24 protein-coding genes and 1 pseudogene are annotated in these 25158 nt (G+C 72.5%); 10 read left to right on the plus strand and 15 right to left on the minus strand.

Annotated features, from left to right (window positions below; translation table 11 throughout):
* Nucleotides 1-162 precede the first annotated feature (162 nt).
* Nucleotides 163-1365 (plus strand): hypothetical protein, encoded by a 1203-nt coding sequence (locus SPI96_RS04020; RefSeq protein WP_321081081.1) that lies wholly within the window; start codon nucleotides 163-165, stop codon nucleotides 1363-1365.
* A gap of 128 nt (nucleotides 1366-1493) precedes the next feature.
* Here the strand turns inward: SPI96_RS04020 and SPI96_RS04025 are convergent, their stop codons facing one another.
* Both SPI96_RS04025 and SPI96_RS04030 read right to left on the minus strand, forming a co-directional pair.
* Nucleotides 1494-3362 (minus strand): ABC transporter ATP-binding protein, encoded by a 1869-nt coding sequence (locus tag SPI96_RS04025; protein WP_321081082.1) that lies wholly within the window; start codon nucleotides 3360-3362, stop codon nucleotides 1494-1496.
* Between the two features lie 100 nt (nucleotides 3363-3462).
* A complete protein-coding gene (locus SPI96_RS04030) occupies nucleotides 3463-4314 on the minus strand; it encodes a LysE/ArgO family amino acid transporter (RefSeq protein WP_321081083.1) in 852 nt (283 codons plus the stop codon).
* A 94-nt stretch (nucleotides 4315-4408) separates the two neighbouring features.
* On the opposite strand from SPI96_RS04030, the gene SPI96_RS04035 reads away from it, so the two are divergent.
* A complete protein-coding gene (locus SPI96_RS04035) occupies nucleotides 4409-5296 on the plus strand; it encodes an ArgP/LysG family DNA-binding transcriptional regulator (RefSeq protein ID WP_321081084.1) in 888 nt (295 codons plus the stop codon).
* Nucleotides 5297-5423: 127 nt separating this feature from the next.
* On the opposite strand, the gene SPI96_RS04040 is transcribed toward SPI96_RS04035, so the two are convergent.
* Together SPI96_RS04040 and SPI96_RS04045 are read right to left on the minus strand one after the other, a co-directional pair.
* A complete protein-coding gene (locus tag SPI96_RS04040; RefSeq protein ID WP_321081107.1) occupies nucleotides 5424-6155 on the minus strand; it encodes a response regulator transcription factor in 732 nt (243 codons plus the stop codon).
* 361 nt (nucleotides 6156-6516) lie between these two features.
* Entirely contained in the window at nucleotides 6517-7272 is a 756-nt protein-coding gene (locus tag SPI96_RS04045) for a ubiquinone/menaquinone biosynthesis methyltransferase (protein ID WP_321081085.1), read from the minus strand.
* Between the two features lie 306 nt (nucleotides 7273-7578).
* Here SPI96_RS04045 and SPI96_RS04050 point away from each other — a divergent pair, with 306 nt between their 5' ends.
* On the plus strand, nucleotides 7579-7770 hold the full coding sequence (locus SPI96_RS04050) for a hypothetical protein (RefSeq protein ID WP_321081086.1): 192 nt from the start codon (nucleotides 7579-7581) through the stop codon (nucleotides 7768-7770).
* Nucleotides 7770-8468: a GNAT family protein gene (locus SPI96_RS04055; RefSeq protein ID WP_321081087.1), complete on the plus strand. Its 699-nt coding sequence runs from the start codon at nucleotides 7770-7772 to the stop codon at nucleotides 8466-8468. Before SPI96_RS04050 ends, SPI96_RS04055 begins: the two co-directional genes overlap by 1 nt.
* A 55-nt stretch (nucleotides 8469-8523) precedes the next feature.
* On the opposite strand, the gene SPI96_RS04060 is transcribed toward SPI96_RS04055, so the two are convergent.
* The 3 genes from SPI96_RS04060 to SPI96_RS04070 form a co-directional block, all read right to left on the minus strand.
* The gene (locus SPI96_RS04060) at nucleotides 8524-9315 is read right to left on the minus strand and encodes a Pr6Pr family membrane protein (protein WP_321081088.1); all 792 of its coding nucleotides are present in this window, start codon (nucleotides 9313-9315) and stop codon (nucleotides 8524-8526) included.
* A gap of 100 nt (nucleotides 9316-9415) precedes the next feature.
* Entirely contained in the window at nucleotides 9416-10963 is a 1548-nt protein-coding gene (glpK, locus tag SPI96_RS04065) for a glycerol kinase GlpK (protein WP_321081089.1), read from the minus strand.
* A complete protein-coding gene (locus SPI96_RS04070) occupies nucleotides 10960-11595 on the minus strand; it encodes a GNAT family N-acetyltransferase (protein WP_321081090.1) in 636 nt (211 codons plus the stop codon). The genes glpK and SPI96_RS04070 overlap by 4 nt, the downstream gene beginning before the upstream one ends.
* A 270-nt stretch (nucleotides 11596-11865) precedes the next feature.
* On the opposite strand from SPI96_RS04070, the gene SPI96_RS04075 reads away from it, so the two are divergent.
* Nucleotides 11866-12612, plus strand: a complete 747-nt coding sequence (locus tag SPI96_RS04075) for an NYN domain-containing protein (RefSeq protein WP_321081091.1) — start codon at nucleotides 11866-11868, stop codon at nucleotides 12610-12612.
* Nucleotides 12613-13760: 1148 nt separating this feature from the next.
* Complete coding sequence (locus SPI96_RS04080) at nucleotides 13761-14579, plus strand: GTP pyrophosphokinase family protein (RefSeq protein WP_321081092.1); 819 nt, start codon at nucleotides 13761-13763, stop codon at nucleotides 14577-14579.
* A 169-nt stretch (nucleotides 14580-14748) separates the two neighbouring features.
* On the opposite strand, the gene SPI96_RS04085 is transcribed toward SPI96_RS04080, so the two are convergent.
* The 3 genes from SPI96_RS04085 to arsB are packed head-to-tail and all read right to left on the minus strand — an operon-like array spanning nucleotide 14749 to nucleotide 16548.
* Entirely contained in the window at nucleotides 14749-15015 is a 267-nt protein-coding gene (locus SPI96_RS04085; protein WP_321081093.1) for a hypothetical protein, read from the minus strand.
* A gap of 13 nt (nucleotides 15016-15028) precedes the next feature.
* The gene (locus SPI96_RS04090) at nucleotides 15029-15514 is read right to left on the minus strand and encodes a low molecular weight phosphatase family protein (RefSeq protein ID WP_321081094.1); all 486 of its coding nucleotides are present in this window, start codon (nucleotides 15512-15514) and stop codon (nucleotides 15029-15031) included.
* Nucleotides 15511-16548, minus strand: coding sequence for an ACR3 family arsenite efflux transporter (gene arsB, locus SPI96_RS04095; RefSeq protein ID WP_321081108.1), 1038 nt, complete (start codon nucleotides 16546-16548; stop codon nucleotides 15511-15513). Before arsB ends, SPI96_RS04090 begins: the two co-directional genes overlap by 4 nt.
* Nucleotides 16549-16734: 186 nt before the next feature.
* Here arsB and SPI96_RS09940 point away from each other — a divergent pair, with 186 nt between their 5' ends.
* Complete coding sequence (locus SPI96_RS09940) at nucleotides 16735-17223, plus strand: ArsR/SmtB family transcription factor (RefSeq protein ID WP_414601900.1); 489 nt, start codon at nucleotides 16735-16737, stop codon at nucleotides 17221-17223.
* An 86-nt stretch (nucleotides 17224-17309) separates the two neighbouring features.
* Here SPI96_RS09940 and SPI96_RS04105 read toward each other — a convergent pair whose 3' ends face one another.
* A complete protein-coding gene (locus SPI96_RS04105) occupies nucleotides 17310-17861 on the minus strand; it encodes a TIGR03086 family metal-binding protein (protein WP_321081095.1) in 552 nt (183 codons plus the stop codon).
* 77 nt (nucleotides 17862-17938) lie between these two features.
* Complete coding sequence (locus SPI96_RS04110; protein ID WP_321081096.1) at nucleotides 17939-19186, minus strand: polysaccharide deacetylase family protein; 1248 nt, start codon at nucleotides 19184-19186, stop codon at nucleotides 17939-17941.
* Between the two features lie 160 nt (nucleotides 19187-19346).
* On the opposite strand from SPI96_RS04110, the pseudogene SPI96_RS04115 reads away from it, so the two are divergent.
* A pseudogene (locus tag SPI96_RS04115) lies at nucleotides 19347-19703 on the plus strand (DUF2809 domain-containing protein); the annotation flags it as partial.
* Nucleotides 19704-19747: 44 nt separating this feature from the next.
* Here the strand turns inward: SPI96_RS04115 and SPI96_RS04120 are convergent.
* The 3 genes from SPI96_RS04120 to SPI96_RS04130 form a co-directional block, all read right to left on the minus strand.
* The gene (locus SPI96_RS04120) at nucleotides 19748-21217 is read right to left on the minus strand and encodes an amino acid permease (protein WP_321081097.1); all 1470 of its coding nucleotides are present in this window, start codon (nucleotides 21215-21217) and stop codon (nucleotides 19748-19750) included.
* A 160-nt stretch (nucleotides 21218-21377) separates the two neighbouring features.
* Nucleotides 21378-21830 (minus strand): class F sortase, encoded by a 453-nt coding sequence (locus SPI96_RS04125; RefSeq protein WP_321081098.1) that lies wholly within the window; start codon nucleotides 21828-21830, stop codon nucleotides 21378-21380.
* A 456-nt stretch (nucleotides 21831-22286) separates the two neighbouring features.
* Nucleotides 22287-22856, minus strand: a complete 570-nt coding sequence (locus tag SPI96_RS04130) for an excalibur calcium-binding domain-containing protein (RefSeq protein ID WP_321081099.1) — start codon at nucleotides 22854-22856, stop codon at nucleotides 22287-22289.
* A 359-nt stretch (nucleotides 22857-23215) separates the two neighbouring features.
* Between SPI96_RS04130 and SPI96_RS04135 the strand changes: the two genes are divergently transcribed.
* Together SPI96_RS04135 and SPI96_RS04140 are read left to right on the plus strand one after the other, a co-directional pair.
* The gene (locus tag SPI96_RS04135; RefSeq protein ID WP_321081100.1) at nucleotides 23216-24076 is read left to right on the plus strand and encodes a fused MFS/spermidine synthase; all 861 of its coding nucleotides are present in this window, start codon (nucleotides 23216-23218) and stop codon (nucleotides 24074-24076) included.
* A 94-nt stretch (nucleotides 24077-24170) separates the two neighbouring features.
* A complete protein-coding gene (locus tag SPI96_RS04140; protein WP_321081101.1) occupies nucleotides 24171-24827 on the plus strand; it encodes an isochorismatase family protein in 657 nt (218 codons plus the stop codon).
* Nucleotides 24828-25158: the final 331 nt, after the last annotated feature.

The raw sequence follows: 25158 nt of genomic DNA on the forward strand, positions 1-25158 counted from the left end.
CCGCTGCACGAACATCCGCTGCAGAGACGACCCCTCTGAGCCCTTTGCGAGGCCTCAGAGGGGTCGTTCTCGCAGCGGATCCCCGCGATCCACTCCCCCACATGGGTGCGTGTACCCTTCCGTCTTACTGATACTGATTCTCATGTGAGATGGAGACGTTCCATGCATCCCCGCACCATCGCATCCGCAGCCACCGCCGCCCTGGCCCTCACCACCCTGCTGAACGCCGGCGTCGCCTCGGCCGCCCCCTCCAGCCACGCCGCCGGCCGCGGCCCGTCCGCCACCTCGGCTGCGGCCTCGGCCTCCGCCCCCAGGCTCTCCCTCGCAGGGCAGGCCATGTGCCGCTCCGGGTACACGGCCGAGCAGGTCGGCGACGCCGGAGGCCGCACCTCCCGCCCCACCGCACTGACCGATTCGGGCATCGTCGGCGGCACCGCCTCGACCGGGCCGGACTTCCGCCCGCAGCTGCCCTACACCTCCCGCCACGGGGTGGACGCACTGCTCGCGGTGCCCGCTGGCAGCACCTTCGGCCGGGTCCTGGGCATGAACAACGCCGGCGTGGCTGTGGGCGAGGTGTTCGCCGCCTCCCCGGAGCGCAGCCAGCCGGCCGTCTGGGATCGCTCGGGCCGGCTGCGGTTGCTCGGTGACTCCGGCGTGGCCAATGACGTCAACGCCCGCGGGGACGTGGTCGGCTCCCAGCGCAACGCCGCCGGTGAGACCGCCGCCACCCGCTGGTCGAAGAAGGGCACCGTGCACCTGCCGCACCTGTCGGCGAGCGAGGGGACGTTCACCGCCACTTCCGTCGCCTTCGCCGTGGACGCCCGCGGCACCGTGGTGGGCCACAGCCGCGTCCTCCACGAGGAAGAGGGCCACGACGGCGACCACGGCGGCCATCGCCATGCCCACGCCCACCGTCACGCGGCCCTCTGGGACAAGGCCGGCCGCGCCCATGACCTCGGCGCGCTGTTCGACCACGGCACCTCCGACGCCGCCGCCGTGCACGGCTCCCACGTGGTCGGCGAGGCCAGCACCGAGGACGGCCGCGCCACCGCGGTGTCCTTCACCGCCGCCGGACCGCAGGCCCTGGCGGACACCGGCTGGAGGTTCTCGGACGCCCACGGCGTCAACGCCCGCGGCGAGGTGGTCGGCCACGGGGCGAAGTTCCGCGGCAACACCTCGTTCGGCGGGGCGGCCACCGTCTGGTGCGAGGGCGTCGCCGTGGACCTGAACACCGTGGTGGGCGGGCTTCCGGCGGGGTGGACGCTCCTGGATGCCACCGCCGTGAACGCCCGCGGGCAGATCACCGCCTCCGGCAAGGATGCGGACGGCCGCGGCGTCTCTGTGCTGCTGACCCCGCGCGACTGATCCGGCAGGGGCGGGGCCGTCTGCACCCGCTGACGATCCGCTGCAGAAACGACCCTTCTGACGGCTCTGGAGGCCCTCAGAAGGGTCGTTCTCGTAGCAGATCCCTCGAGTGGCAGCCACCCTCGCCCTCATCCTGCGATGCCGTACTCCTTGAGCAGCTTCTTGGCCTCCTTCGTCCCGGCCTGCTGCAGCCGGAGCAGCTGGGCGTAGATCCCGCCGGTCTGCGCCAGCTCGGCCGGGGTGCCAACCTCGTCCACGCGCCCGCCGCGCAGGGTGACGATCCGGTCCACCGCGGCGATGGTGGAGAGCCGGTGCGCCACGATCAGGCTGGACCGGCCCACCATGAGCTCATCCAACGCGGCCTGCACGAGCCGTTCGGACTTGGTGTCCAGGCTCGAGGTGGCCTCGTCCAGGATCAGGATGGGCGCGTCCTTGAGCACGGCCCGCGCCACCGCGATCCGCTGCCGCTGCCCGCCGGACAGGCGCAGCCCCCGCTCGCCGATCAGCTGCTCGTAGCCGTCCGGGAAGCCCTCCACGAACCCGTCCGCGAACGCCGCCCGCGCCGCCGCGCGCACCCGCTCGTCCGAGGCATCCGGGTCCGCGTAGGCGATGTTCTCCCGCACGGTGCCGGAGAACAGGTTGGGCTCCTGGAACACGGTGGCGATCTGCTCACGCAGCACACGCAGGTCCATGGCGGCGGCGTCCTGCCCGAACACCTCGATCCGCCCCTCGGACACCGGGTACAGGCCCATGAGCAGGTTCGTCACGGTGGACTTGCCACCGCCGGACTCACCCACGAGCGCCACCTTCTCCCCGCGGCCGATCTCGAAGTCCACCCCGCGCAGCACGTCCTCGCCCCCGGGCTCGTACGCGAAGCGCACGCCCTGGAAGCGCACGGCCGGTGCGGTGCCGCCGTCGTCGTGGGGGGTGGGGCCCCGGCGGGGCACGACGACGGCGCCGGCCACCTCCGCCTGCCCGTGCACCGCCTGCCCACGCACCGCGTCCCCGCGCGCCTGCTCCTCGCGCTCCTCGGCCAGCACGGCGAAGTAGTCCTTCGAGCCGGCGACCGCCCGCTGGGCGGAGTCCACGAGGTAGCTCATGGAGAAGATGGGCTCGCGGGCCATGGTCATCAGCTGCAGGAGGATCACCATGTCGCCCACGGAGAAGTGCCCCTGGGCGGTGCGCACGAACACGATCAGGTACAGCCCGGCGAACACCAGGTTCAGCGCCACGCGCCGGGCGGCGTCCATCGAGTGCCACCACCGCGACTGCGCCCGCGTGATGCCGATGGTCCGCCCGAAGCGCTCCCGGAACCCGCTCAGCTCGGTGTCCTGCCGGTTGTAGGCGCGCACCACGGGCATCTGCGCCACGACCTCCGTGAACCGGCCGGAGGCGATGTCCACCTCGGTGTTCTTCTCCCCTTCCCACACCTGCCAGCGGGCGGAGGTCTTGGCGGTGAGCCACATGTACACGGGGAACACCACGGCCAGCAGCACCGCCAGCGGCCACCAGTAGAACCCGGTGATCACGAGCACCGCGGCGGTGGTCAGCAGCATGGTGAACGCGTTGTTCGCGAAGAAGTTCAGGAACTGGGTGAGCTCGGTGATGGACCGGTTCAGCCGGTTGGTGATGCGCCCGGTGACCTCGGTGTCGAAGTACCGCTGCGGCAGGTGCAGCAGGTGGTCGAAGTACCGGGAGGAGAGAATGGTGCGCATGCGGGCGGCCATGAGGTCGCCCCAGTAGCCGCCCACGGACACCACCGCGGTGGAGGCCAGCTCGACGGCGAGGAACACCGCCGCCAGCCAGGTCACCGCGCGCACGGTGTCTGCCACGGTGGCGCGTCCGGCGACGGCCTCCACGATGTGGTCTGCGGCCGCGCCGATGAGGAACGGGGTGACCAGGGCGAACGCGGCCATGAGCACGCCGCTGGCGGCGATGCCGAGGTAGAGGGGCCGGAGGTCGGGGACGAAGCGCAGGATGCGCAGCAGGGAGCTCACCGATTCAGCCTAGTGAGCGCGGCGGCCCCTCCCGGATCACGACGCCGGCCGGCACCCGGCAGGGTCGCTCCCGGCAGGGTCGCACCCGGCCGGGGCGGGTTCAGAGCAGCCCGAGGCCGAGCTTCACGGCGAGGGCGAGCATGAGCACGCCCACCACGGCGTCCACGGCCCGCCACACGCGAGGGGAGTCCATGAGCGGGGCGAGCTTCTCCCCGCCCCAGCCGAGGGCGCCGAACCAGACCGCGGAGGCGGCCATCGCACCGGCGGCGTAGCTCCACGTGGCTTCCCCGAAGGACTGGGCGAAGGTGCCCATCATCACCACGGCGTCCAGGATCGCGTGCGGGTTCAGCAGGGACACGGACAGCGCCAGCAGCACCACGCGCACCTTCGAGGCCTGCGGGCGGGCCACGACGCCGGCCGCCGGGCGCACCCGGGTGAGGGTCGCCGTCGTGCCCCGGGAGGGGCGCGCCGCGGCCGCTGGCCGCACCGGACCCCCGGCGGGGGTGCGCGGGCCGCGGGAGGGGGTGCCGCCGTCGCGCCCGGGGAGGCGGCCGGTGGCCGGGTCGATCACGGGCAGGCGACCGGTGAGTGCCACGACGTCCGCCTCGGACGGGCCGATCTCCGGGTTCTCCGCGGCCGCGGCCGAGGAGAGTGATCGCCCGCCGCGCACCGCCGAGCGCAGGGTGCCCGCCGCGAACAGCACGAGGTACACGACGCCGGCGGCGGTCATGGCCGTGACCAGCCAGGGCGCGGACTCGGCGGCCACCCCCAGGCCCGCGGCCCCCACCGCCAGCAGCACGATGTCCGCCACGAAGCACACGCCCAGGGCGGTCCACGCATGCTCACGGCGCACCACCTGGCGCAGCAGGAACAGCGTCTGGGCGCCGATGGCTACCACGAGGGCCAGGTAGGTGAGGAAGCCGGCGGAGAAGGCGGAGGTCAATGCGGTCACGGGCACCGAGGCTAGGGCTGCGGGCGGATCCGTTCCAGCGCAGTTTCCTTCAGGATCTGAAGCCTTCCTTCAGACCGCAGGTAGGCTCGCCCCCGTGAACTCGGACCACCTGCGTGCCCTGGCCGCCGCCGTCGACCACGGCACCTTCGACGCCGCCGCGGACACCCTGCAGATCTCCGGCTCCGCGTTCTCCCAGCGCATCAAGGCTCTCGAACGGCAGGTCGGGCAGGTGCTGCTCAGCCGCACCGTGCCCGTGCGCCCCACCGCTGCAGGGGAGCGGATGCTCCGCCTGGCCCGGCAGACCCTCGCCCTCGAGGACGAGGCGCTCTCCGCATTCGGCCGGGGCGCGGGTGGGCGGATGAGCCTGGCCGTCGCCGTGAACGCCGACTCCCTGGAGACCTGGTGGACGCCGGTGCTGCGCGAGGCGGCCACCTGGGACGACGTCGTGCTCCACCTGCAGGTGGAGGATCAGCGGCACACCGCGGACCTCGTCCGCTGCGGGGCCGTGGCGGCGGCCGTCACCGAGGACCCCACCCCCGTGACCGGCTGCACCGTGCAGCCGCTGGGGACCATGCGCTACCACGCCGTGGCCACACGCTTCCTGCTGGACACCTACCGGGACGGGCAGGGCCGCCTCCGCCTGGGCTCGCTGCCGGTGGTGGACTACGGGATGCGCGATGGCCTGCAGCACCAGGTGCTGGCACGGGCCTCCCGAGGGCAGGACGCCGTCCCCTCGCCCCCGCACCACCACGTCCCCTCCGTGGGGGCCTACGCGACGGCGGTCCGCTGCGGGCTGGGCTGGGGGATGCTCCCGACGGCGCAGGTGCCCGCCCGGGTGCTCGAAGGCACCCACCCGGACCTCGCCCTGGTGCCGGAGCTCGGCTCAGCCGAGGTGCCCCTGCACTGGCTGCGCTGGACGGCCGGCCCCGCCGCCCTCGACCGGCTCACCCGGCTGGTGCAGCGCCGAGCCCCCGCAGACTGACGCGGGGGCCCGGGTGGGGGGGGGTGGGGGGGGGGGGGGCGGGGGGGGGGGGGGGGGCGCCCCCCCGGGGGGGCCGGCCGCCCGACCCCTCAGGAGGTGGCCAGAGCCTCAGGAGACGTCCGGCGTCTCAGACGGCCGGGCGGATCACGTAGCCGGCGCCGCGCACGGTGTGGATCATCGGCTCCCGGCCGGCGTCGACGCGCTTGCGCAGGTAGGAGATGTAGAGCTCCACGATGTTCGCGCGGCCGCCGAAGTCGTAGCCCCAGACGTCCTGCAGGATGCGCTCCTTGGAGAGCACCGTGCGCACGTTCGCCATGAGGAACTTCAGCAGGTTGAACTGGGTGGCGGTCAACTCGATCAGGTCCCCGCCGCGGCGCACCTCGTGGGTGCGGGTGTTCATCACGAGGTCCCCCACCACAAGCTCCTCGCCGGCGGCGGCGGTCATGCCGGAGCGCTGCACCAGGCGGTGGGCCCGCAGCAGCACCTCCTCCAGCGCGAACGGCTTGGCCACGAAGTCGTCGGCCCCGGCGGCCAGGCCGGCGATGCGGTCCTGGGGCTCGGCCTGCGCCGAGAGGATCAGCACCGGCAGCTCGGGCCAGTGGGCGCGCAGGCGGGCCATCACCTCCAGGCCGTCGGACTCCGGCAGGTCGGTGTCGAGGACGGCGAGGTCCGGGCGGCGCTGGGTGCCCATCTGGACGGCGGCGGCGCCGTCGTGCGCGAGCTGGGCCTCCCAGCCGCACAGGGAGAAGCCCATGGAGAGCAGGTCGCCGACCATGGACTCGGCGTCCGCCACGAGCACGCGCACGGGGGCGCCGTCCGGGTGGGTGAGGCGGGGAAGGGCCTCACGCAGCTCGCTCATGGAGGTGGGGGAGACAGTGTTCTGGATGGAGGTCACGGGATCAGGGTCCTCACAGACGGTCGGTCAGGGTCAAGCGCAGACTCGCGCCCTCCGTCAGGGCTGGTCAGGTGGGCTTTCGGAGCCCGAACCCTCACGGCCCTTGTGGAGCACCCCCGGGCAGCCTGTGGTGGGATGCGACTCCCCGGGGAGACGGTCCGCGCGTCGTGCACCGTGGCACACTGTGCGATGAACCATGCTGCAGGAATGGTACGCCCATGTCAGCCTAGGTCAACTCAGGACACCCTGGGGCGGCATGCAGGACAAGCCCAGGAGAGGTCAGCTGTGAGCCAGGAAGGTCCTCACAGAGGCTACCGCTGGGTACTCATTCCACCGGCCGCATGGCCCAGTGAATGGCCAGGGTGCCGGCCATGTGCAGCTCGTGGCCCACGTTCACGAACCCGGCCTCGGCGAACAGATCCGCCACCTCCACGGGGGTGCGGAACGCCCGAGTGGAGGAGGAGAGGTACTCGTAGGCGGCGGGCTCGTCCGCGATCAGCCGGGCCAGGCGGGGCATCACCCGGTGGATGTAGAAGCTCGTGAAGGGCTTGCGGAAGTCGTCCGGGGCCGGGGAGGTCTCCAGGGCCGCCACCCAGCCGCCCGGGCGCAGCACGCGGAACTGCTCGGCCAGCGCCGTGGGGATGTCCGAGACGTTGCGTAGCAGGTAGCCGTGCGTCACCGAGTCGAAGGAGGCGTCCTCGAAGGGGAGGTCGAGGGCGTCGGCCTCCACCCACTCCACCCGGTCCCCGCCCGGCCGGGCGCGCCCGACCTCCATCATCTGGGGGGCGAAGTCCGCGCCCACCACCGTGGCGTCCGGGTGCTGGCGCAGGATCTCCAGGGCGATGTCCCCGGTGCCGGTGGCCAGGTCCAGCACGCGCCCGCGCGTCGGGATGTTGGCCCGGGCCACCGTGTGGCGCACCAGCCGCGGTTCCTGGCCCCAGGTCATCACCGCGTTCATGAGGTCGTACCGGCCGGCGATCGCGTCGAACATCGAGGAGACGCGGGCGCCGTGGTCGGCGTCGCCGGCGACGGCCGGGCGGGGCATGGGGGATGAGGAGGAGGATGAGGAGGTCTGGCTCACCCCACCACGGTAGCGCCACCGGGGGCGGGGACCGCGAGGGGCCGGGAGGGGGAAGCGCCGAGAGGTGGGGCCGCCGGGAGAAGCGCTGGGAGGGAGAAGCGCTGGGAGGTGGGCCCGCCTCGCCGAGACTGCAGAAGTGGCGGTCTCCACCGCGCCCGAAGCCGCCACTTCTGCAGTCTCGGCGAGCTCCGCGTGCGGAGGCCGGGGTTCTCGGCCGCGGCGTCGGCCCGGCCACGCCCCCACGTCAGCCCCACGCTCCCTCCCACCGGGGGTGACCGGCGTCGTGGAGTGTGCTGGGATGGGCGCATGAGCCAGTGCATGATCACCGTGTGGCACGCCCCGGGCGGCCACACCCAGGGCCCGCTCGCCGCCGCCGACCAGCACCTCGGCGGGTTCTGGATCGTGGAGGCCGCGCACGACGACGCCGCACGCGCCCTGGCGGCCCGCGCCTCCCATGCCTGTGGCCAGCGGGTCGAGCTGCGCCGGCTGCAGGGCTGATGGCACGCCCCGGCAGCGCCGCCGCCGCGGCCCCGAACAGTCCCGGCGTCCCGGACAGTCCCGACGCCCCGGACGCGGCGGACCTCTCCCCCGCGGAGACCTCCCATGCGGAAGCCCGGTTCTACCGGGGTGAGGCCCTCTCCGACGGCCGCGTGACCCTCCGCCCCGCCGGGGCCGAGCACGCCGCCCGGCTCTACGAGCTCATGCGGGACGAGCAGACCCTGCTGCTCACCGGGTCGGCGCACTCGCGTGAGCGGGCCGGGGACGTCGTCGCCGGCCGGGCCGAGCCCTGGGGCAGCCCCGAGGACCTGGCCGAGGTCTACGAGGCGTGGTCGGTGGCCGAGGACCGTCTGGTGTGGGTGATCGAGACGGACGGGGAGGTCGTCGGGGAGCTGATCCTCATGGACCTCGACCCGCCGAACCGCTCCTGCGCGCTGCGGCTATGGATCACCGGCGCCCGGGACCGCGGGGTGGGCACGGCGGCCCTGACCATGGCCCTGGACTTCGCGTTCCGGGCGGTGCGCCTGCACCGGGTGAGCCTGGAGGTGTTCGCCCACAACCCGCGCGCCCGCCACGTGTATGAGCGGCTCGGCTTCCGTGTGGAAGGCACCCTCCGGGAGGCCCTGTGGCAGGACGGCCGCTGGGTGGACGCCCACGTGATGGGGCTGCTGCGCCGGGAGTGGGTCGGCGAGGACTGAGCCGGGCGCTCACCCCTGCCGGGGCCGGACGCTCACCCCTGCCCGAGCCCCGCCCTCAGCCCTGCCCGAGGCGGCGGTCGACGGCGCCGAGCACCCCGAGCAGGCCCGTGAAGCCCATCAGCACCACGGACAGCGCCGCCCCCACACCCCGGTAGCCCAGCTTGGGCACGTCCAGGAACGGGTAGGGGTACCAGTCGATCCGGGCCCCGCGCACGAGCGTCGCGGCGGTCCACAGCAGGGGCAGGACGGCGGCGAGTCCGGCCCGGCGCGCGGTGATCTGCCCGCGCGGGTCTGCGAGCGCCCACACGGCGGGGGCGAGCACGGGGTTGACCACGTGCTGGACGGCGTCGTTGGCGCGGTAGAGCAGGGTGTTCTGCTCCATGCCGCGCAGGGCGGCGTTGTAGACGATCCCGGTGACCATCACGGAGCCGAGCCCGGCGGTGCGGGCGGCCCAGAAGGCGTCCGAGGTGGGTGCGGTGCGGCGGGCGGCGAGGGTGAGGGAGGTGGCGGCCACGAGGGCGTTGGAGACCCAGGTGAAGTACGCGGGCTGGTTGAGGGCGTGCTGCCATCCTGCGGTGAACCCGCCCTGGTAGCCGACGCCGGGGATCACGAGGGTGGGCTTGGAGGCGCCGATGGGGAACGAGGTGAGGCAGCCCAGCAGGGGCAGGGTGCCGGCCACCCACCAGCCGGTGCGGGCGAGCGTGCCGGGGGCGGGCTCGGTGCGCCGGGGCCTGCGGCCGCGTACGACGACGCCGGCGGCCTCCGCCACGCGGGCGACTGCGGCCGTGCGGGCGGCACCGAGCGCACGGGTGCCGAGGGCGGCGCGGAGCGAGGGGATCGCGGGCATGGAGGGACCTCGGTGACGAGCAGGACGGGGAAGCCCTCGATTCTGACATGAACGGAAGGTGAACGAAAGTCGACCGTCCGGGGGCGAGCACGCCCCGGTCTCACTCCCCCGCGAGCGCCTGCGCGTCCTCGTCCATCCAGCCCTTCGCCCGCTCCACGGCCCGCCGCCACAGGCGCAGGCGGCGCTCGGCCTCGTCCGCGTCCATCGCGGGCTCCCAGCGCCGGTCCTCCCGCCAGTTCGCGGCCAGCTCCTGCGTGGACGCCCAGAACCCCACGGCCAGGCCGGCCGCGTAGGCGGCCCCGAGCGCCGTCGTCTCGGTGACCTGCGGGCGCACCACGGGCACGCGCAGCACGTCCGCCTGGAACTGCATCAGGGTGTCGTTGGCCACCATGCCGCCGTCCACGGCCATCGCGGTGACGGCGGCACCGGCCTCGGCGTCCATCGCGTCGAGCACGTCCCGGGACTGGAAGGCGGTGGCCTCCAGCACCGCCCGGGCCAGGTGCCCGCGGGTCACGAAGCGGGTCAGGCCCACCACCACGCCGCGTGCCGCCGCATCCCAGTGCGGGGCGAACAGGCCGGAGAACGCGGGTACGAGGTACACCCCGCCGTTGTCCTCCACCTCGGCGGCGAGCTCCTCGATCTGCGGGGCGGAGTCGATCATCCGCAGGTTGTCCCGCACCCACTGCACGAGTGAGCCGGTCACGGCCACGGAGCCCTCGAGCGCATAGACGGGCGGCTCGTCCCCGAACCGGTAGCAGACGGTGGTGAGCAGGCCGTGCTCGGAACGCACCGGCTCCTGCCCCGTGTTCATCAGCATGAAGTTGCCGGTGCCGTAGGTGTTCTTCACCTGCCCGGGCTCGAAGCAGGCCTGCCCCACCATTGCGGCCTGCTGGTCCCCGAGAATCCCGGCGATCGGGGTGTGCCGCAGCAGGGACTGCGAGGACGCCGCCCCCACCACCTCGGAGGAGCTGACGATCCTCGGCAGCATGGAGGTCGGGATGCCCATGTCCGCGGCGATCTGCTCGTCCCAGTCGAGGGTGTGCAGGTCCATCAGCAGGGTGCGGGAGGCGTTGGTGACGTCCGTGACGTGCACGCCGCCGTCCACCCCGCCGGTCAGGTTCCACACCACCCAGGAGTCCGTAGTGCCGAACAGCAGGTCCCCGCGTTCGGCGGCTTCGCGGGCGCCGTCCACGTTCTCCAGGATCCAGGCGACCTTCGGGCCCGAGAAGTACGTGGCCAGGGGCAGGCCCGTGCGGTCCCGGTAGCGGTCGGGGCCGTCGTCGCCGGCCAGGCGGTCGCAGATCCGCTGGGTGCGGGTGTCCTGCCAGACGATCGCGTTGTGCACGGGCCGGCCGGTGGTGCGGTCCCACACGACGGTGGTCTCCCGCTGGTTGGTGACGCCGACGGCGGCGACGTCGTGCCGGGTGATGTCCGCGCGGGCCAGGGCCTGGCCGATCACCTCACGGGTGGTGGCCCAGATCTCCATCGGGTCGTGCTCCACCCACCCGGCCCGGGGCAGGATCTGCCGGTGTTCCTGCTGGCCGGTGGCGACGATCCTGCCGCCGTGGTCCACCACGACGGCCCGGGTGGAGGTAGTCCCCTGGTCGACGGCGACGACGTACCGCGGCCCGTCCTGCCGGGGCGTCACGGCGCCCACCACATCCCGGTGAGGGGTTCGGGTGCACCGGGGGCGGGCACGTCCCCGAGCACCTGCAGACCCAGGTGCTCGTAGAAGGGCACGTTCGCGCGGGTGGAGGATTCCAGGTAGATGCCCCGGCCGCCGGCGTCCCGCTGGCGGCGGCGCACGATCGCGGAGGCGGCACCCCGGCCACGGGCCGCGGGCAGGGTGCCGAGGTCCTTGAGGTACCAGTGCGGCTCGTTCGGGCGGGCCTGCTCGCACGCCGCGTCGGTGCGGATCTGGTCCAGGGTGCGCCGCCCGTGCACCCTCAGCAGCCACGGGGCCTGCGCGAGCAGCCCGGGCACGCTGACGCCGCGGGGCGCCTCGGGCCCGTCCCAGAGGGCGGCGGCCAGCACGGTGCCGTCGTCCGGGTCCACGGCCATGTCCACCGCGCCGTGGTGCAGGCAGGACTGCGCCATCCGGGCGAAGCGCTCGGCGAGGCGCTGCCGGCGCCGAGTGGGCGGCACTGTGGAGAGCGTGTACGGGTCCGTGAGGAAGGCCTGCGCGAGGATGTCCGCCACCTGGGTGAGGGCGGCGTCGTCGGCCCCGCCGGGGCGGAGGGTCATCAGCAGCGGTCGGGAGGGGCGGGGCTCAGCAGACATGCCACCACCCTAGGCACGCGAGGCGGGCACCCGGCCAGGATGGCCCGCCCCTCACTGCGGTTGATCCCTGCTCGCCCTACGCCTAGAATCTGGGGCTATCAGCTCCCGCCGTGGACCTCCCTGCTGATCCTGGGAGCGCCGACGACGGGAGCTTTCCACATCTCAGGAGGCAGTGTGCCGGTACCGCAGCCACCCGCATCCAGGCGTGTCACGCCCGGTCTGCGGGAGATCACGTTCGTCTCTCCGGGGCCTCGATCTCCCGCATTCCCCGTGCGCACCGAAGTCGTGACCGCCATCCTGGTGGACGGAGGCTTCTACCGGAGGCGCGCCGCACGCCTGTTCGGTCACAAGACACCGGAGGACCGTGCCAGCGAACTGCTGGAGTACTGTCGGCGGCATACTCGCAAGACCCGATCCCGGCTGTACCGGATCTTCTACTACGACTGCCCGCCGTCGGACAAGGTCATCTACCACCCGCTGACCCGGTCGCAGGTGAACCTCGGCAAGACCGAGGACTTCGCGTGGATGAACGATTTCCACGCCGCCCTCACCAAGAAGCGCAAGGTGGCCCTTCGACGGGGGGAGAACCTCGAGACGCAGTCCGGGTACCAGCTCAAGTCAGCGCCCCTGAAGAAGCTCCTGCGCGGCGACCTCCGCATCGAGGACCTCACCGAACAGGACTTCTACCTCGACATCACCCAGAAGGGCGTCGACATGCGCATCGGCCTGGACATCGCCGCCCTGGCCGCCACGGATCCCGTCAACCAGATCATCATGATCTCCGGGGACAGCGACTTCGTCCCCGCCGCAAAGCACGCGCGACGATCCGGCATCGACTTCGTCCTCGACCCGATGTGGGCCACCATCACGGAGACCCTCCACGAGCACATCGACGGCCTGTGGCAGTGCGTCCGGCCCATCCCGGACAACATCGACGATCCCCTGCACGTGAACAACCTGCACACTCCGACACACCGCCGCGACGAGGACGAGGACGAGATCGACGCGGACCTCTGACGGGCCCGCGGACAGGGCGAACCTGCGTCCGCGTGACAGCGCTGCTATCAAGCGATCGCTGGAGACCGTCATTCGTAGGGGTTGACTCCACCGCCGAGATGGTTCTGCAGCCGGGACCACAATGTGGAATACAGACATGTGACGCCTGCTACTAAAGCGCCCTGGGTTTCGCTCCGATCCAACTGAAGAAGAATCGGAACATGCCCAAGAAGTACAGCCCCGAGCTGCGTGAGCGCGCCGTGCGGATGGTCTTCGAACGCCAAGCCACCCAGGGAGGGCCTCGCTCACACTCGATCCGGGTGGCAGCCCCGCTGGTCGGCGTGGGCTGGCAAGGAGGCCGGGACCAGGTCGCCCGTCTCATGTGCGCCGCCGGGGCTGTCTCAACACCCCTCCACACCGCAGGGCTGCCGCTGCTGCCCCTGGAACACGCTCTGCTGAGCACGGGAGCCAGCCGGGGTCGGCAGGGCCAGAGGCGCCAGGGGGAGGGCCAGCAGAACCGGGACAGGCAGGCAGCTCGATCCTGGTTGAGTATCCGCCACACAGGAGTAACACGCGGCACTGAGGCGCCACTGTGTGGGAAGATAGATGAGGACCCAAGGAAGCTCAGTTCCGGTGCAACCGGGCGGGGCCAGGGGGGGGTAAGAAACAGCAGTCATCACACGCTGAATAGCCTTGCCTTCTCAGCTGCCAGCGCCACCCTCATCGCAGGATATGTTTTCAACCTCTGCAACTGAATACCATAAGGAGCGATCGAACATGCTTAGCTCAAAGGCTTGGACCTTTATTTCTGGACTATGCGGTGGGGGTCTTGCTGCCACCCTCGTATATATAGCTTCCCTAGGGTACGTTTCGGATTCCCATAACATCAGCATCTCTGGGACCCCTGGGATGATCGCTGCATTCGTTCTAGGCGCCGGTTTTCTTCTGACCGGAGCCATGTCTGTACGGAATCGCAGGTCGTAGAATCACGCACCCGCCTTCGGTGCAGCACACCGGCCTCATCTTGGGCCACGCGCTCATCCGTGGAGCGCACGGCGTTGAACGTCGTCAACGACAGCCCCACCAGCTGACCCCAGGTGTACCCGGCCAGGATGGCCCGCCTGTGGACGACTCAGGCGCCCATCAGGATGCCCCGCTAGAGTCGAAGCATGCTCCGTGACGTGGACCACGCCGCGCCGTCGCCCGCTGAGGCCACCGGCACACTCGGCGTGCCCGGTGCAGCGACCTCCACGGACCTCGAGGCGCTCACGGTGAGCCCGCTCTCGGATCTGACCCGCCTGCCCCCGGCCACGGCCCGCGCCCTCGAGACCATGCGGGTGGACTTCGAGCGCTTCGACCTCGAGTACCGCTCGGCGCTGCTGCAGGTGGAGTCCCGGCTGGAGGTGCTGCAGGACGAGTTCGCACACCTGCACGAGTACAACCCCATCGAGCACATCGCCACCCGGGTGAAGTCCCCCGAGTCCCTGCTGCGCAAGGCCTCCGCGCGCGGGGTGCCATTGGAGCTGGAGGCGCTGCGCGCGGGCATCACGGACATCGCCGGAGCCCGCGTGGTGGTCAGCTTCTGCGCGGACGTGTACCGGGTGTTCCGCCTGTTCACCTCCCAGCCGGACATCCGTGTGCTGGAGGTGGAGGACTACATCCGCCACCCCAAGCCCAGCGGCTACCGCAGCCTGCACTGCCTGGTGCAGGTGCCGGTGCACTTCACCTCGGGCACGCACCATGTGACGGTGGAGATGCAGTTCCGCACCATCGCGATGGACTTCTGGGCGGCCACCCAGCACAAGATCAACTACAAGTTCGACGGCGACGTCCCCGCCTCCATCACCACGGAGCTGGCCGAGGCCGCCCGGGTGGCCGCGGACCTGGACCGCCGCATGGAGCGCCTCCACGAGCAGGTGCACGACGCCGCCCCCGCCCCACCTGCGGACGCCCACGACGAGTCCGACTGGTGGCTCGGCCACGCCTGACGCTCTCTGACGCCCGACACCTTCTGGGCCGCCCGGCCGGCGTCATCCCCAGCCCGTCCACCGCGACCCACAGGGTTGTCCCCAGAGTTGTCCACAGGTGGGGAGAACTCTGCTGGCCGGGGTCGGATCGCCCCAGGGCCGGGTCGCCCCAGGCAGTCGGATCCCGGCCTCAGCCAGCGGCCCGGAGCACGAGCTGGCGAATCCGCTCACGCACCTCACCGGTGAGCTCGCGCACCGCGAAGGAGGTGGGCCACATGTCCCCCTCGTCCAGGGCGGCGGACTCGTTGAACCCGAGGGTGGTGTACCGCACGCCGAACTTGCTGGACACCTGCAGGAACACCATCACGTCCTTGCCGCGGGCGTAGGCGGGCATCCCGTACCAGGTGCGCGGCTGCAGGTCCGGGGCGGCCTCGGTGAATCCGGCGCTCTCGCTCATGGCGCCCCTCCTCTCAAGCGCGGCTGGCGCCGTCGCCTGCCGGGGCACCCCCGCCCACCGCGGAGCCACCGCGCCCTCCGGCACCGGCGGTGAGCTCGGCGGCCAGCCGCCGGACCCGGGCGTGCAGGTCCTCCCGGATCAGCCGCATCCGCTCCTGCCCCTCGATGCCGCGCAGGGAGGGCTCATCGGTGTCCCAGACCTCCACCGGGGCCGCGCCCGGCCGCTCCAGGCGGGCCTCCGTGCCGACCATCACCACACGGTCCACGGAGTCCAGCAGAGCCGGGTCCACCGACTTGGGGTGCTCGCCGTCGAAGTCGGCGCCCACCTCTGCCACGCAGGCCCGGGAGGCCTCGTTGAGGGCCGTGCCCGGTGCGGTGCCCGCGGAGTGGACCTGCACGGCGTCGCCGGCCTCCAGCCGCATCAGGGCGGCGGCCATCTGGGACTTGCCGCCATTCTTCACGCACACGAACAACACGGAGGGGACGGATGCGGCACTCATGCGGAGATCTCCTGGCGGTGGGGGAAGCGGCGGCGCAGCCACAGGCTCACGTACACGAGACCCACCAGCACGGGCACCTCGATGAGCGGACCCACAACACCGGCCAAAGCCTGCCCGGAGGACGCGCCGAAGGTGGCGATCGCCACGGCGATGGCCAGCTCGAAGTTGTTGCCGGCCGCAGTGAAGGCCAGCGTGGTGGTGCGCTCGTACCCCAGGCCGAGGGCGCGGCCGAGCGCGTAGCCCAGGCCCCACATCACGGCGAAGTACACGAGCATCGGCAACGCGATCCGGGCGACGTCCCCCGGGTGCGAGGCGATCTGCTCCCCCTGCAGGGCGAACAGCAGCACGATGGTGAACAGCAGGCCGTACAGCGCCCACGGGCCCAGGCGGGGCAGCACGCGCCGCTCGTAGCCCTCCCGGCCGAGGGTGCGCTCCCCCACCCGCCGGGTGAGCCAGCCGGCCACCAGAGGCATGCCGAGGAACACGAGCACGGAGGCCCCGATCTCCCACGGGGAGACGTCCAGGGCGGCCTGCGGCAGGCCCAGCCAGCCGGGCAGCACGGACAGGTAGAACCAGCCCAGGGCCGCGAAGGCGATCACCTGGAAGATCGAGTTCACGGCCACGAGCACGGCGGCAGCCTCCCGGTCCCCGCAGGCGAGGTCGTTCCAGATGATCACCATGGCGATGCACCGGGCCAGGCCCACGATGATCAGCCCCGTGCGGTACTCGGGCAGGTCCGCCAGGAAGAGCCAGGCCAGCGCGAACATCAGCGCCGGGCCGAGCACCCAGTTCAGCAGCAGCGAGGTGACCAGCAGGCGGCGGTCCCGGGTGACGGTGTCCAGGCGGTCGTACCGCACCTTGGCCAGCACCGGGTACATCATCACGAGCAGCCCCAGGGCGATGGGCAGGGAGATGCCCTGCACCTCGACGGCGGCCAGCGCCTCCCCGAGCCGGGGAACCAGGCGGCCCAGCAGCAGGCCGACGAGCATGGCGGCGCCGATCCACACCGGCAGCCAGCGGTCCAGGGGGGACAGGCGCGCGGCGACAGGCGCGTCCGGGGTGGGGCCGGCGTCGTCCCGGGAGGGAGCGGTGCCGGGGGCGGGGAACGGGGAGCGGGCCACGGGCGCCTCTCGAGGACGGGGGCAGGAGCGGGCCGATCCTGCCACCCCATATCGACGCCCGTCAATGCGAGCTCGGGCCCGGACGCTAGGCTGGGCGCCATGGCCCAGACCGACGACGACGTCGCCCCCTCCCCTGCCTCCCCGGCGCACACCTGCGCACCGGACACCCACGCGCAGCAGCTCATGCCGGCCGAGCGGGCCGCCGGCCTGGCCGCGGTGTTCAAGGCACTCGCCGACCCCACCCGGGTGCGGCTGCTCGCGCTGATCACCGCCGCCCCGCAGGGCACGGCCTGCGCCTGCCACCTGCCGGAGGCCCTCGGCATCTCCCAGCCGACCCTCTCCCACCACCTCAAGCGCCTCGTGGAGGCCGGCATGCTGGCCCGGGAGCAGCGCGGCCGGTGGGCCCACTACACGGCCCGGCCCGTGGCCCTGGCCGCCGCGCGCTCCTTCCTCCTGGAGGAGGCGGTACCCCCTCCCCACCCGTGCGGGCACCTGCCGGGGCACCTGCACCACGGCCACACAGCGGGGCACCTGCACCACGGACACGGACCGGAAGGCGTCCGCCTCGGGCACCGGCCGGGGGTGTGAGAACCCGGAGAGGGTGAACGCCCGGATCGGGCGGGCCGGCGTCGTCGTCCGGTGACGGGCCGGCTCCGGTGAGGGGCCGGCGTCGATCAGGCGCGGCGGCCCAGGCGCGCGAGCAGGCGCTCCTGACGCCCGGCCCCGGCGGGGGCCTGCAGCGGGCCGGCGAGGATGCCCGGCTGGTAGGCCTGGTCGCCGAAGCTGTCCAGCACCGCCTCCACCCGGTCCATCTCCTCCTCGGTGAAGGACTCCTGCCGCCCCTGCGAGCGCGCGAGATCCCAGCGGTGCACCAGCAGGTCGAAGCCGTAGTAGTGCACCAGGGCCTCGCCGACGCTCATGGGACCGGTGGCGGTGTCCATGGTCTCGTCGATGAAGGTCTCGTCCCCGGCGAGCGCGGACATCGCGGCCTCGTGCTTGATCCACTGCAGGGACAGCTGAGAACGGGAGCCGTCGAACACCGGCACCTCCCGGCCCTGACGGGCGGCGAAGTCACGCTGCGAGGTGATCACATGGTCCAGCAGGTCCCGGGCGGACCAGCCCTCGCACGGAGTGGGGGCCTCCCAGTCGGCGACGCCGCGCACCACCTCCGTGAACGGGCCGGAGGCGGCCAGCCAACGGGCCTCAGTGGTGGTCTCGGCGGTCATGCTGGTCCTCCTGGTCGGTGCGGGTGCCCCTCATTCTGACGGGTGCGGCCCGCCCCGGCCAGTTCGTGCAGGCGGGCTCAGCCCAACGGTGAGACGTACTTGTACCCCGGGGCGCTGATCGACGGCGGCCGGCTCGGGTCCACCACCTCGGCGGTGTCGAAGAACGGGGTGAGCACGTCGGCCTCCCCGCGGAGCGTGCGGCCCATGGTGATGCCGTCCACGTTGATCCGGGCCCCACGCCAGTAGGCGGGGAAGAACTGCCCCCAGGTGTAGTTGCCCGGGTTCACGTTGAAGTAGGCGCGGAAACCGCGGGAATGCAGCTCCTGGTAGTGCGCGCCCTCATAGGTGCCGGTGCCCACGAGGTCCCAGCCGAAGGGGAAGATCATCAGATCCGTGGCACCGAGGATCGGCTGCACGTCCTTCTCCCAGAGGTCGCAGTCCTCGCGCAGCTCCGCCAGGGACATCTTGGGGATCGCATGGTGGCTCCAGGAGTGGGAGGAGAACTCCCAGCCGGTGGCCTTCATGGCCTCGGCCACGGCCGTCGCGGCCTTGACGTCCTCGGCGAAGGTCGGGGAGTCCGCGTGCAGGGACACGGAGCTGCGGTACCCGAACACGCCGCTGTTGCCGGTCAGCGCGGACACGCCGCGATGCCCGGTGAGACTGAACTCGGGGTGGTTGTCCATGAAGTCGTCCATCACGGGCACCACATCGTGCGCGCCGATGTGCGCGGTGCCGTCCGCGTCCACGTACTCGGTGCGCACCCGCCCGTCGGTGTCCACGAGCATGCGAGTGGCCAGGCCGGCGTCCTTCTGGTGGGCCGGGTAGTTGAGGTCGTCCACGGAGAACAGCAGGGGCGTGCGGTTCTCCGGGACCATGATGGTCTTGGCCTTGATGGTGCCGTCCGGGAGGGTCTCGTACAGCTCGTGAGGGGAGACGATCACGAAGCCCCGGCTCCACAGGCGCGGCAGGATCCTCTTGAACTCCGCCACGGTGATCTTGTAGTTGAGGTTGCCCTCGGCCATGGCGGAGGTGCCGAAGCCGCGGGCCGGGTCCACCACGCAGGCGTGCACGAACAGGTGCGGCACCGCCGTGGGGTCGCTCCAGGGCACGGGGGCGCCGGCCGGCTTCGGGGCGGGCTGACCGTCCGTGTCCGTGAAGGTGGGGGACGGCGTCGGCGTGGCGGACGCCGAGGAGGAGGGCGCGGGCGTGGTGGGGTCCGGCGCAGCGCTCCCGGTGGCCGGGGCGTCCTGCGGCGGGGGCGCGCAGGCGGCCATCAGGCCGGCCAGGGCAGCAGATCCTGCGGCCAGGACTCCACGTCGGTCCATGAGAGATCCTCCTGCGCTCGGGAAAAAGGTGCAGCCGACCCTACGCTCACGCCCTGGGAGGCAGCTGGGGCGGCCGGGCCCTGGCGAAGGCGAGCCGACAGGAGGCAGGCCGTGAGGAGGCGCGCCAACAGGAGGCGCGGGCCCCGCCTAGGGTGAACGCATGCCCGAGCAGCTCCCCGCCTCCCCCGCAGCCGCACCAGCACCAGCACCTGCCCCCGACTCCCGAGGCGCGCATCCCACCGTGGCGGCGCGCCGCCGTCGTCGTGGGGCCCTGGCCCTGGCCGGCGTGCTGACCGTGGCCCTCGGACTGACCATCCGCCTGGCCCTGACCGGGGCATGGACAGGCCCGGCCGGGGACGCGCTCTACGCGGTGGCCGTGTACGTGGCGGTGGGGATCCTGGCGCCACACTGGCGGAGCATGTCCGTGGCGGGCACCGCATTCGCCGTGTGCCTGGCGGTGGAGCTGTTCCAGCTCACGGGCGTGCCGGCCCGCCTCGCGGACGCGTTCGCCCCGGCCGCGCTCGTGCTCGGGCGCGGCTTCGACGGGACAGACGTGGTGCTCTACCTGGTGGGAGTCGGGGTGGCCGGCGCCGCAGACGCCGCACTGCGCGCACGCCGCCCGGCCGCCGTCGAGGCCACCAGCAGGATCCCGAGCCACACCGGGCCCAGGAACACCGCCACCCGATAGGCCGGCGAGAACAGCATCAGCACCACCACGGCGCTCAGGAACACGACCACAGCCCACGTGGCCACATCCCCGCCCGGCAGCGGGAACCGCAGGCCACGGCGCGCCTGCGGGGTGAGAGCGCGGCGGAAGCGCCGCTCCGTGAGCATCACCATGGTCCAGTTGATGATGCCGGCGATCAGCGCGATGGACATCAGGTACTGGAACGCGAACTCCGGCCACAGGAACACCACGACGACGGCCACCACCGTCACCGCGGACGAGGCCAGCACCCCGTTCACCGGCACCCCGCGGCGGTTCACCCGGCCCAGGAACGCGGGGGCGTTGCCCTGGTGGGCGAGCGCGTACAGCATGCGGCCGTTGGCGTAGAGGCCGGAGTTGTACACGGACACCACGGCCGTCAGACACACGAGGTTGAGCAGGTGCGCGGCCACGGAGATGCCCACGGAGTCGAAGATCTCCACGAAGGGGCTGGTCTCCCCCGTGATGCGGTCCCAGGGGATCACGCAGAGGATCACACCGAGGGCGAGCACGTAGAACAGCAGCACGCGCACGACCACCTGGTTCACGGCCCGCGGGATGCTGCGCTGCGGGTCCTCGGCCTCGCCGGCGGTCATGCCGATCAGCTCCACACCGCCGAAGGAGAACATCACGACCACCAAGGCCATGAGCAGCCCCACCCAGGCGCCGTCCGGGGTCTGGGCCATGAGGCCCTGGGGCAGGAATCCGCCGTGGTCCCACAGGTGGGTGACGGAGGGGATCAGGCCGTCCTGGCCGGGGATCCCGGCGGCGATCACCACGATGCCCAGCACGATCATCCCGAGCACGGCGGCGACCTTCACCAGCGCCCCCCAGAACTCGACCTCCCCGAACACGCGCACCCCGGTGAGGTTCACGGCGGTGATCAGCACGAGTACGACGGCGGCGCTCACCCAGGGCGGCACCCCCGGGAGCCAGTAGTTCACGAAGGCGCCGACCACGGCCAGCTCCACCATGGACACGGCCACGTAGTTGAACCAGTAGTTCCAGCCGGAGACGAAGCCGGCGCGCCGGCCCCAGTGCCGGTAGGCGTAGTGGCTGAACGCCCCGGCGTGCGGGTCCTCCACGGACATCTCGCCCAGGGCGCGCATCACCAGGTAGATCACGAGCCCGCCGATCGGGTACGCGAGCAGGATGGCGGGGCCGGCCAGGGAGATGGCCTCGGCGGAGCCGAAGAACAGGCCCGTGCCGATCGCCCCGCCGAGGGCGATCATCTGGATGTGGCGGTTCTTGAGGGCCCTGCGCAGGCCGGGGGCGCCGTCGTGGGGCGCGGGCCGGCCGGGGGCGGAAGCGGGAGAGGCGGTCACCGGCGAAGTCTACGAGCGGATCTGCTGCACGTCTGACCCTTCTCACCTCGTTTGCGCGGTCCAGAAGGGTTGGAACTGCAGCGGATCTGCGGGGCCGCGAGCACGCAGCAGATCCCCGGGAGCGGGGCGCGGCTGGGATGGGAGCGGGGATGCGCGCGGGTCAGCCCGCGAGGGATGCGTAGACCACGTGGTTCGCGTTCCAGCGGCCCGTCCAGGGGTCGTAGTCGCCGCAGGTGATCAGCCGCAGCTCAGCCCCCAGGGTATTCCCGTACACCTGCTCGGTGGGGAAGCCGTCCTTGCCGTAGTCCTCGGCGCGGTCCACGACGAACACCGCGGTGCTGCCGTCGGCGCGGTCCACCTGCACCACCTCCCCTGGGGTCAGCGCAGGGAGTCGATCGAAGACACCGTCACCACGGTTGTTGGAGTGCCCCAGGAGCACGGCAGGTCCGCGCGCACCCGGGGTAGGCGAGTGGCGGTACCAGCCGGCCGGTGAGCCCGGCCCCGGAGGAGGCACCTCCACGGTCCCGTCCTCCTGGATGCCCAGCTCCATGAGCTCTGAGTCCACCCCCACAGAGGGGATCCGCACCCGCAACGGGCGGGACGGGGCAAGCACGGCCGGCAGGGCAGGGCCAACCGAGACGGTCGACGGAGCGGAGGGTGAGGCAGACGACGACGCCGCGGCCTGTGCGCGGGCCTGCTCCAGTCGGGCCTCGAGCTCGCGGGCCCGAGCGGTGGCGTCGGGGTCGACCGAGGCAGAGGGCGCCGGAGCCCGCGTGGACGACGCCGCGGCGGCCGCCGTCGCCGGGAGGGACGTCCCCGGGCGGGGTGCCGCCGGGCTGGTGGCCGTGACACGCGGGGAGGAGGGGGACGGCGTCGTGGACGGCGGCGGCGCGGCGGGGGGTGCCGTCGTCGCCGAGGCCTCGGGGGCGGGTTCCGGCCCCGGGGCGGTGCCGGCGGTGCTGCAGCCGGCTGTGGAGAGGCACAGGGCCGCCGCGGCCACCAGAAGGCGGCCGCGGTGGACCGGTCGGGGACTGCTCATACGGAGGATCTGCGCCGGTCCCCGTGCAGGTCAGCCCTGGCGGCGACGGGCGGTCATGCCCGCGCCGGCCACAGCGGCCAGGGCGAGGGCGCCCACGGCGAGCATCGGGCCGGCGGCAAGGCCGGATTCGCCGGTCTCGGCGGCGCCCTGGGGCACCACGGCGACCTGCGGGGCCTCGGCGGTGGGCGCGGCGGCCTGGGTGGTCGGGGCGACCGGAGCAGCGGCCTGGGTGGTCGGGGCGGCGGTCGGCGCCTTCGGGGCGGCCGGCGCGGCGGGGGCAGCCGGGGCAGCCGGGGTGGCCTGGGTGGCGGGCGCAGCCGGGGTGGCCTGGGTGGCGGGCGCAGCGGGGGCAGCCGGAGCGGCGACGTCGAGGCGCTTCAGGTTGGTGTACTTCGGGGAGGGCTTGTCGCAGGCGATGCCGTCCTTGTCACGGTCCAGAGTCAGCTTGTACCAGGGGTGGCCCTGGGGGATGTTGCTGACACCGCGCTCGTAGGCCTCGGTGCAGTTGCTCGGAGCGGACACCGCCGACGCCGGGGCAGCGGCGAACGCGGACAGGGAGAGGGCGGCGACCAGGGACAGGCCGGCGACGGACTTCTTCATGGGAGGGACCTCGATCTGGGGCGAGTGGCGGGTGACAGGCCCCGATGCGGCTGAAGCAGACAAGGGGCCTCCCTCTGTCTAACGGACTCCCAGACGACGTGTCCACCTCTCACAGTCCACCCTCAGCGCTTCACGTCACATCCGTCATCGGCCCACCGGCCTGCCCTCCCCACGCTCGCCCCCGAGAGAATCCGTTGCGGTTCCGACCCTTCTGAGCCCGTCTGCGCGGTCCAGAAGGGTTGGAACCGCAGCGGATCTGCGGCGGGGCCGGCGGAGGACGGGGACCTGAGGACACGGCCCGGACCACAACAGACGGTCCCGCCGCTGCCCCCTCTCTCGGTGTCAGGGAGACTGGCCCCATGGCCCACCACAACAACGCCCCCTCCCCCACACCGCGCACCATCCACCTCACCGTCTCCGGGGAGCAGGCGCGGATCCTGCCGGACGAGCTCGGCGGCGTCGTGCTGGAGATCGGTGGGCACGTGCAGTCCCATGTGGACCTGGACCACCCGGAGGAGGTCCGCTACGAGTATCTGAGGCGCATCGCCGCGGTGCTCGACGCCGCCGCCCCCACCGGCGCCCCGCTGACCGTGCTGCACCTCGGCGCCGGGGCCCTCACCTTGCCCCGCCGAGTGCAGGCCCTGCGCCCGGGCTCCGCTCAGACCGTGGTGGACCTGGACCCGGAGCTGGTGGACTTCGTGCTCGAGCACCTTCCCCTGCCGGCCGGCACGGACCTGGTGAGCGTCACCGCGGACGCGCGCGCCGCCGTCGACGATCTCCTCGACCCCCTCGAAGGTGAGTCCGAGGCCGGCACGTTCGACGCCGTCGTCCTGGACATCTACACCGGGGAGGGCACCGCCGAGCACCTCACTGGCGCCGGGTTCCTGGGCGAGCTGCTCGCCCTGCTCACCCCCGGCGGGGTGCTGTGCGTGAACGTGGGCGACGACGACGGCCTCGCCTTCCTGGGCACGCAGATCCGCGCGCTCGGGCAGGCCTGCGCGGAGGCCGGGGTGCCCGGGCCGTGGACCCTGGCCGACGCGGGCATGCTGGACCGGCTCACCCTGGGCAACGCGGTGCTCGTGGCCGGCGGGCTGCTCGCCCAGCTGGACCCCGCTGCTCTGCGCTCGGCCGGCCCCCACCCGGCGGCCGTGCTGGACGAGGACGCCTCCACGGCACTGGCCGCGCGCACCGCCGCGAGCGCCCGAACCGGAAGGGGCTGATCCGCGGAGGGCGGGCCCTGTCCCGGCGTCCACCCTCGGGGTGATACTTCCTTCACGGGACGCTCCGTCCCGTGAAGAACCGAGGAGGATCACCATGTCCGGCCAGAAGACCCACCCTCAGCCCGTGCGCGACCAGGCCACCGACCACCTGCTCACACCCGAGAACTGCGTCCTCACCCTCATCGACTTCCAGAAGACCCAGTACGAGACCGTCACCTCCGCCAGCCGGGAACGGATCAACCTGAACGTGGAGGCTGCCGCACGCATCGCCGCCGCCTACGACATCCCCGTGGTTCTGTCCACCGTGGGCGTGGACCTCGGGGTGAACCCGCCCACCGAGCCGGAGCTGAAGAAGGCCCTCGGCGAGGACATGCCGGAGATCGACCGCACCGGGGTGAACGCGTGGGAGGACGCCGAGTATCGGGCGGCCATCGAGGCCACCGGCCGCAAGAAGGTCGTCATCGCCGGACTGTGGACCGAGGTCTGCATGGCCGAGCCCACTCTGGACATGCTGGCCGAGGGCTACGAGGTCTACCCCCTCGAGGACGGGGTCGGCGGTATCAGCACCGTCTCCCACGAGGCCGCCCTCCGGCGGGTGGAGGCCGCCGGCGCCCGCCCCATCACCGCGATCGCCTTCGCCTCCGAGATCATGCGGGACTGGGCGCGCCCGGAGTCCGACCGCCTGCGCGAGCTCTTCGCCTGGTACTTCCCGCGCAAGGCCGAGCTGGACAAGGCCGAGGGGATCCTCTGACACGGCCTCATCTGTCTCATCTGTGGCCGGCCGTGAGGCGCGCGGCCTGCGGCCAGCCGCGGGGTGGGGTGCTGTCGGGCGGGGCCGGCGTCGGGGTGGGACGCCGTCACGCGGAGGCGCTGTCAGGCTGAGCCGGCGTCGGGCTGAGCCACTGTCAGGCCCCGGGCGCAGGGAAAACCCCGTAGTCTAGACGAAGACTTCGCCAGTTCCCTGCGTGCGCGCCCTCCGCGGCGCCCGTGCGGGACGGCACCCGCGTGCCCCTCGACGTCGAGCGCGCACGCCCGCTCCACCCCATCGACGAAAGCATGGATCCTTTGACTCGTTCCTCCCA

Origin of the sequence: Micrococcus sp., assembly GCF_034179925.1 — a bacterium.
Lineage (GTDB): Bacteria > Actinomycetota > Actinomycetes > Actinomycetales > Micrococcaceae > Micrococcus.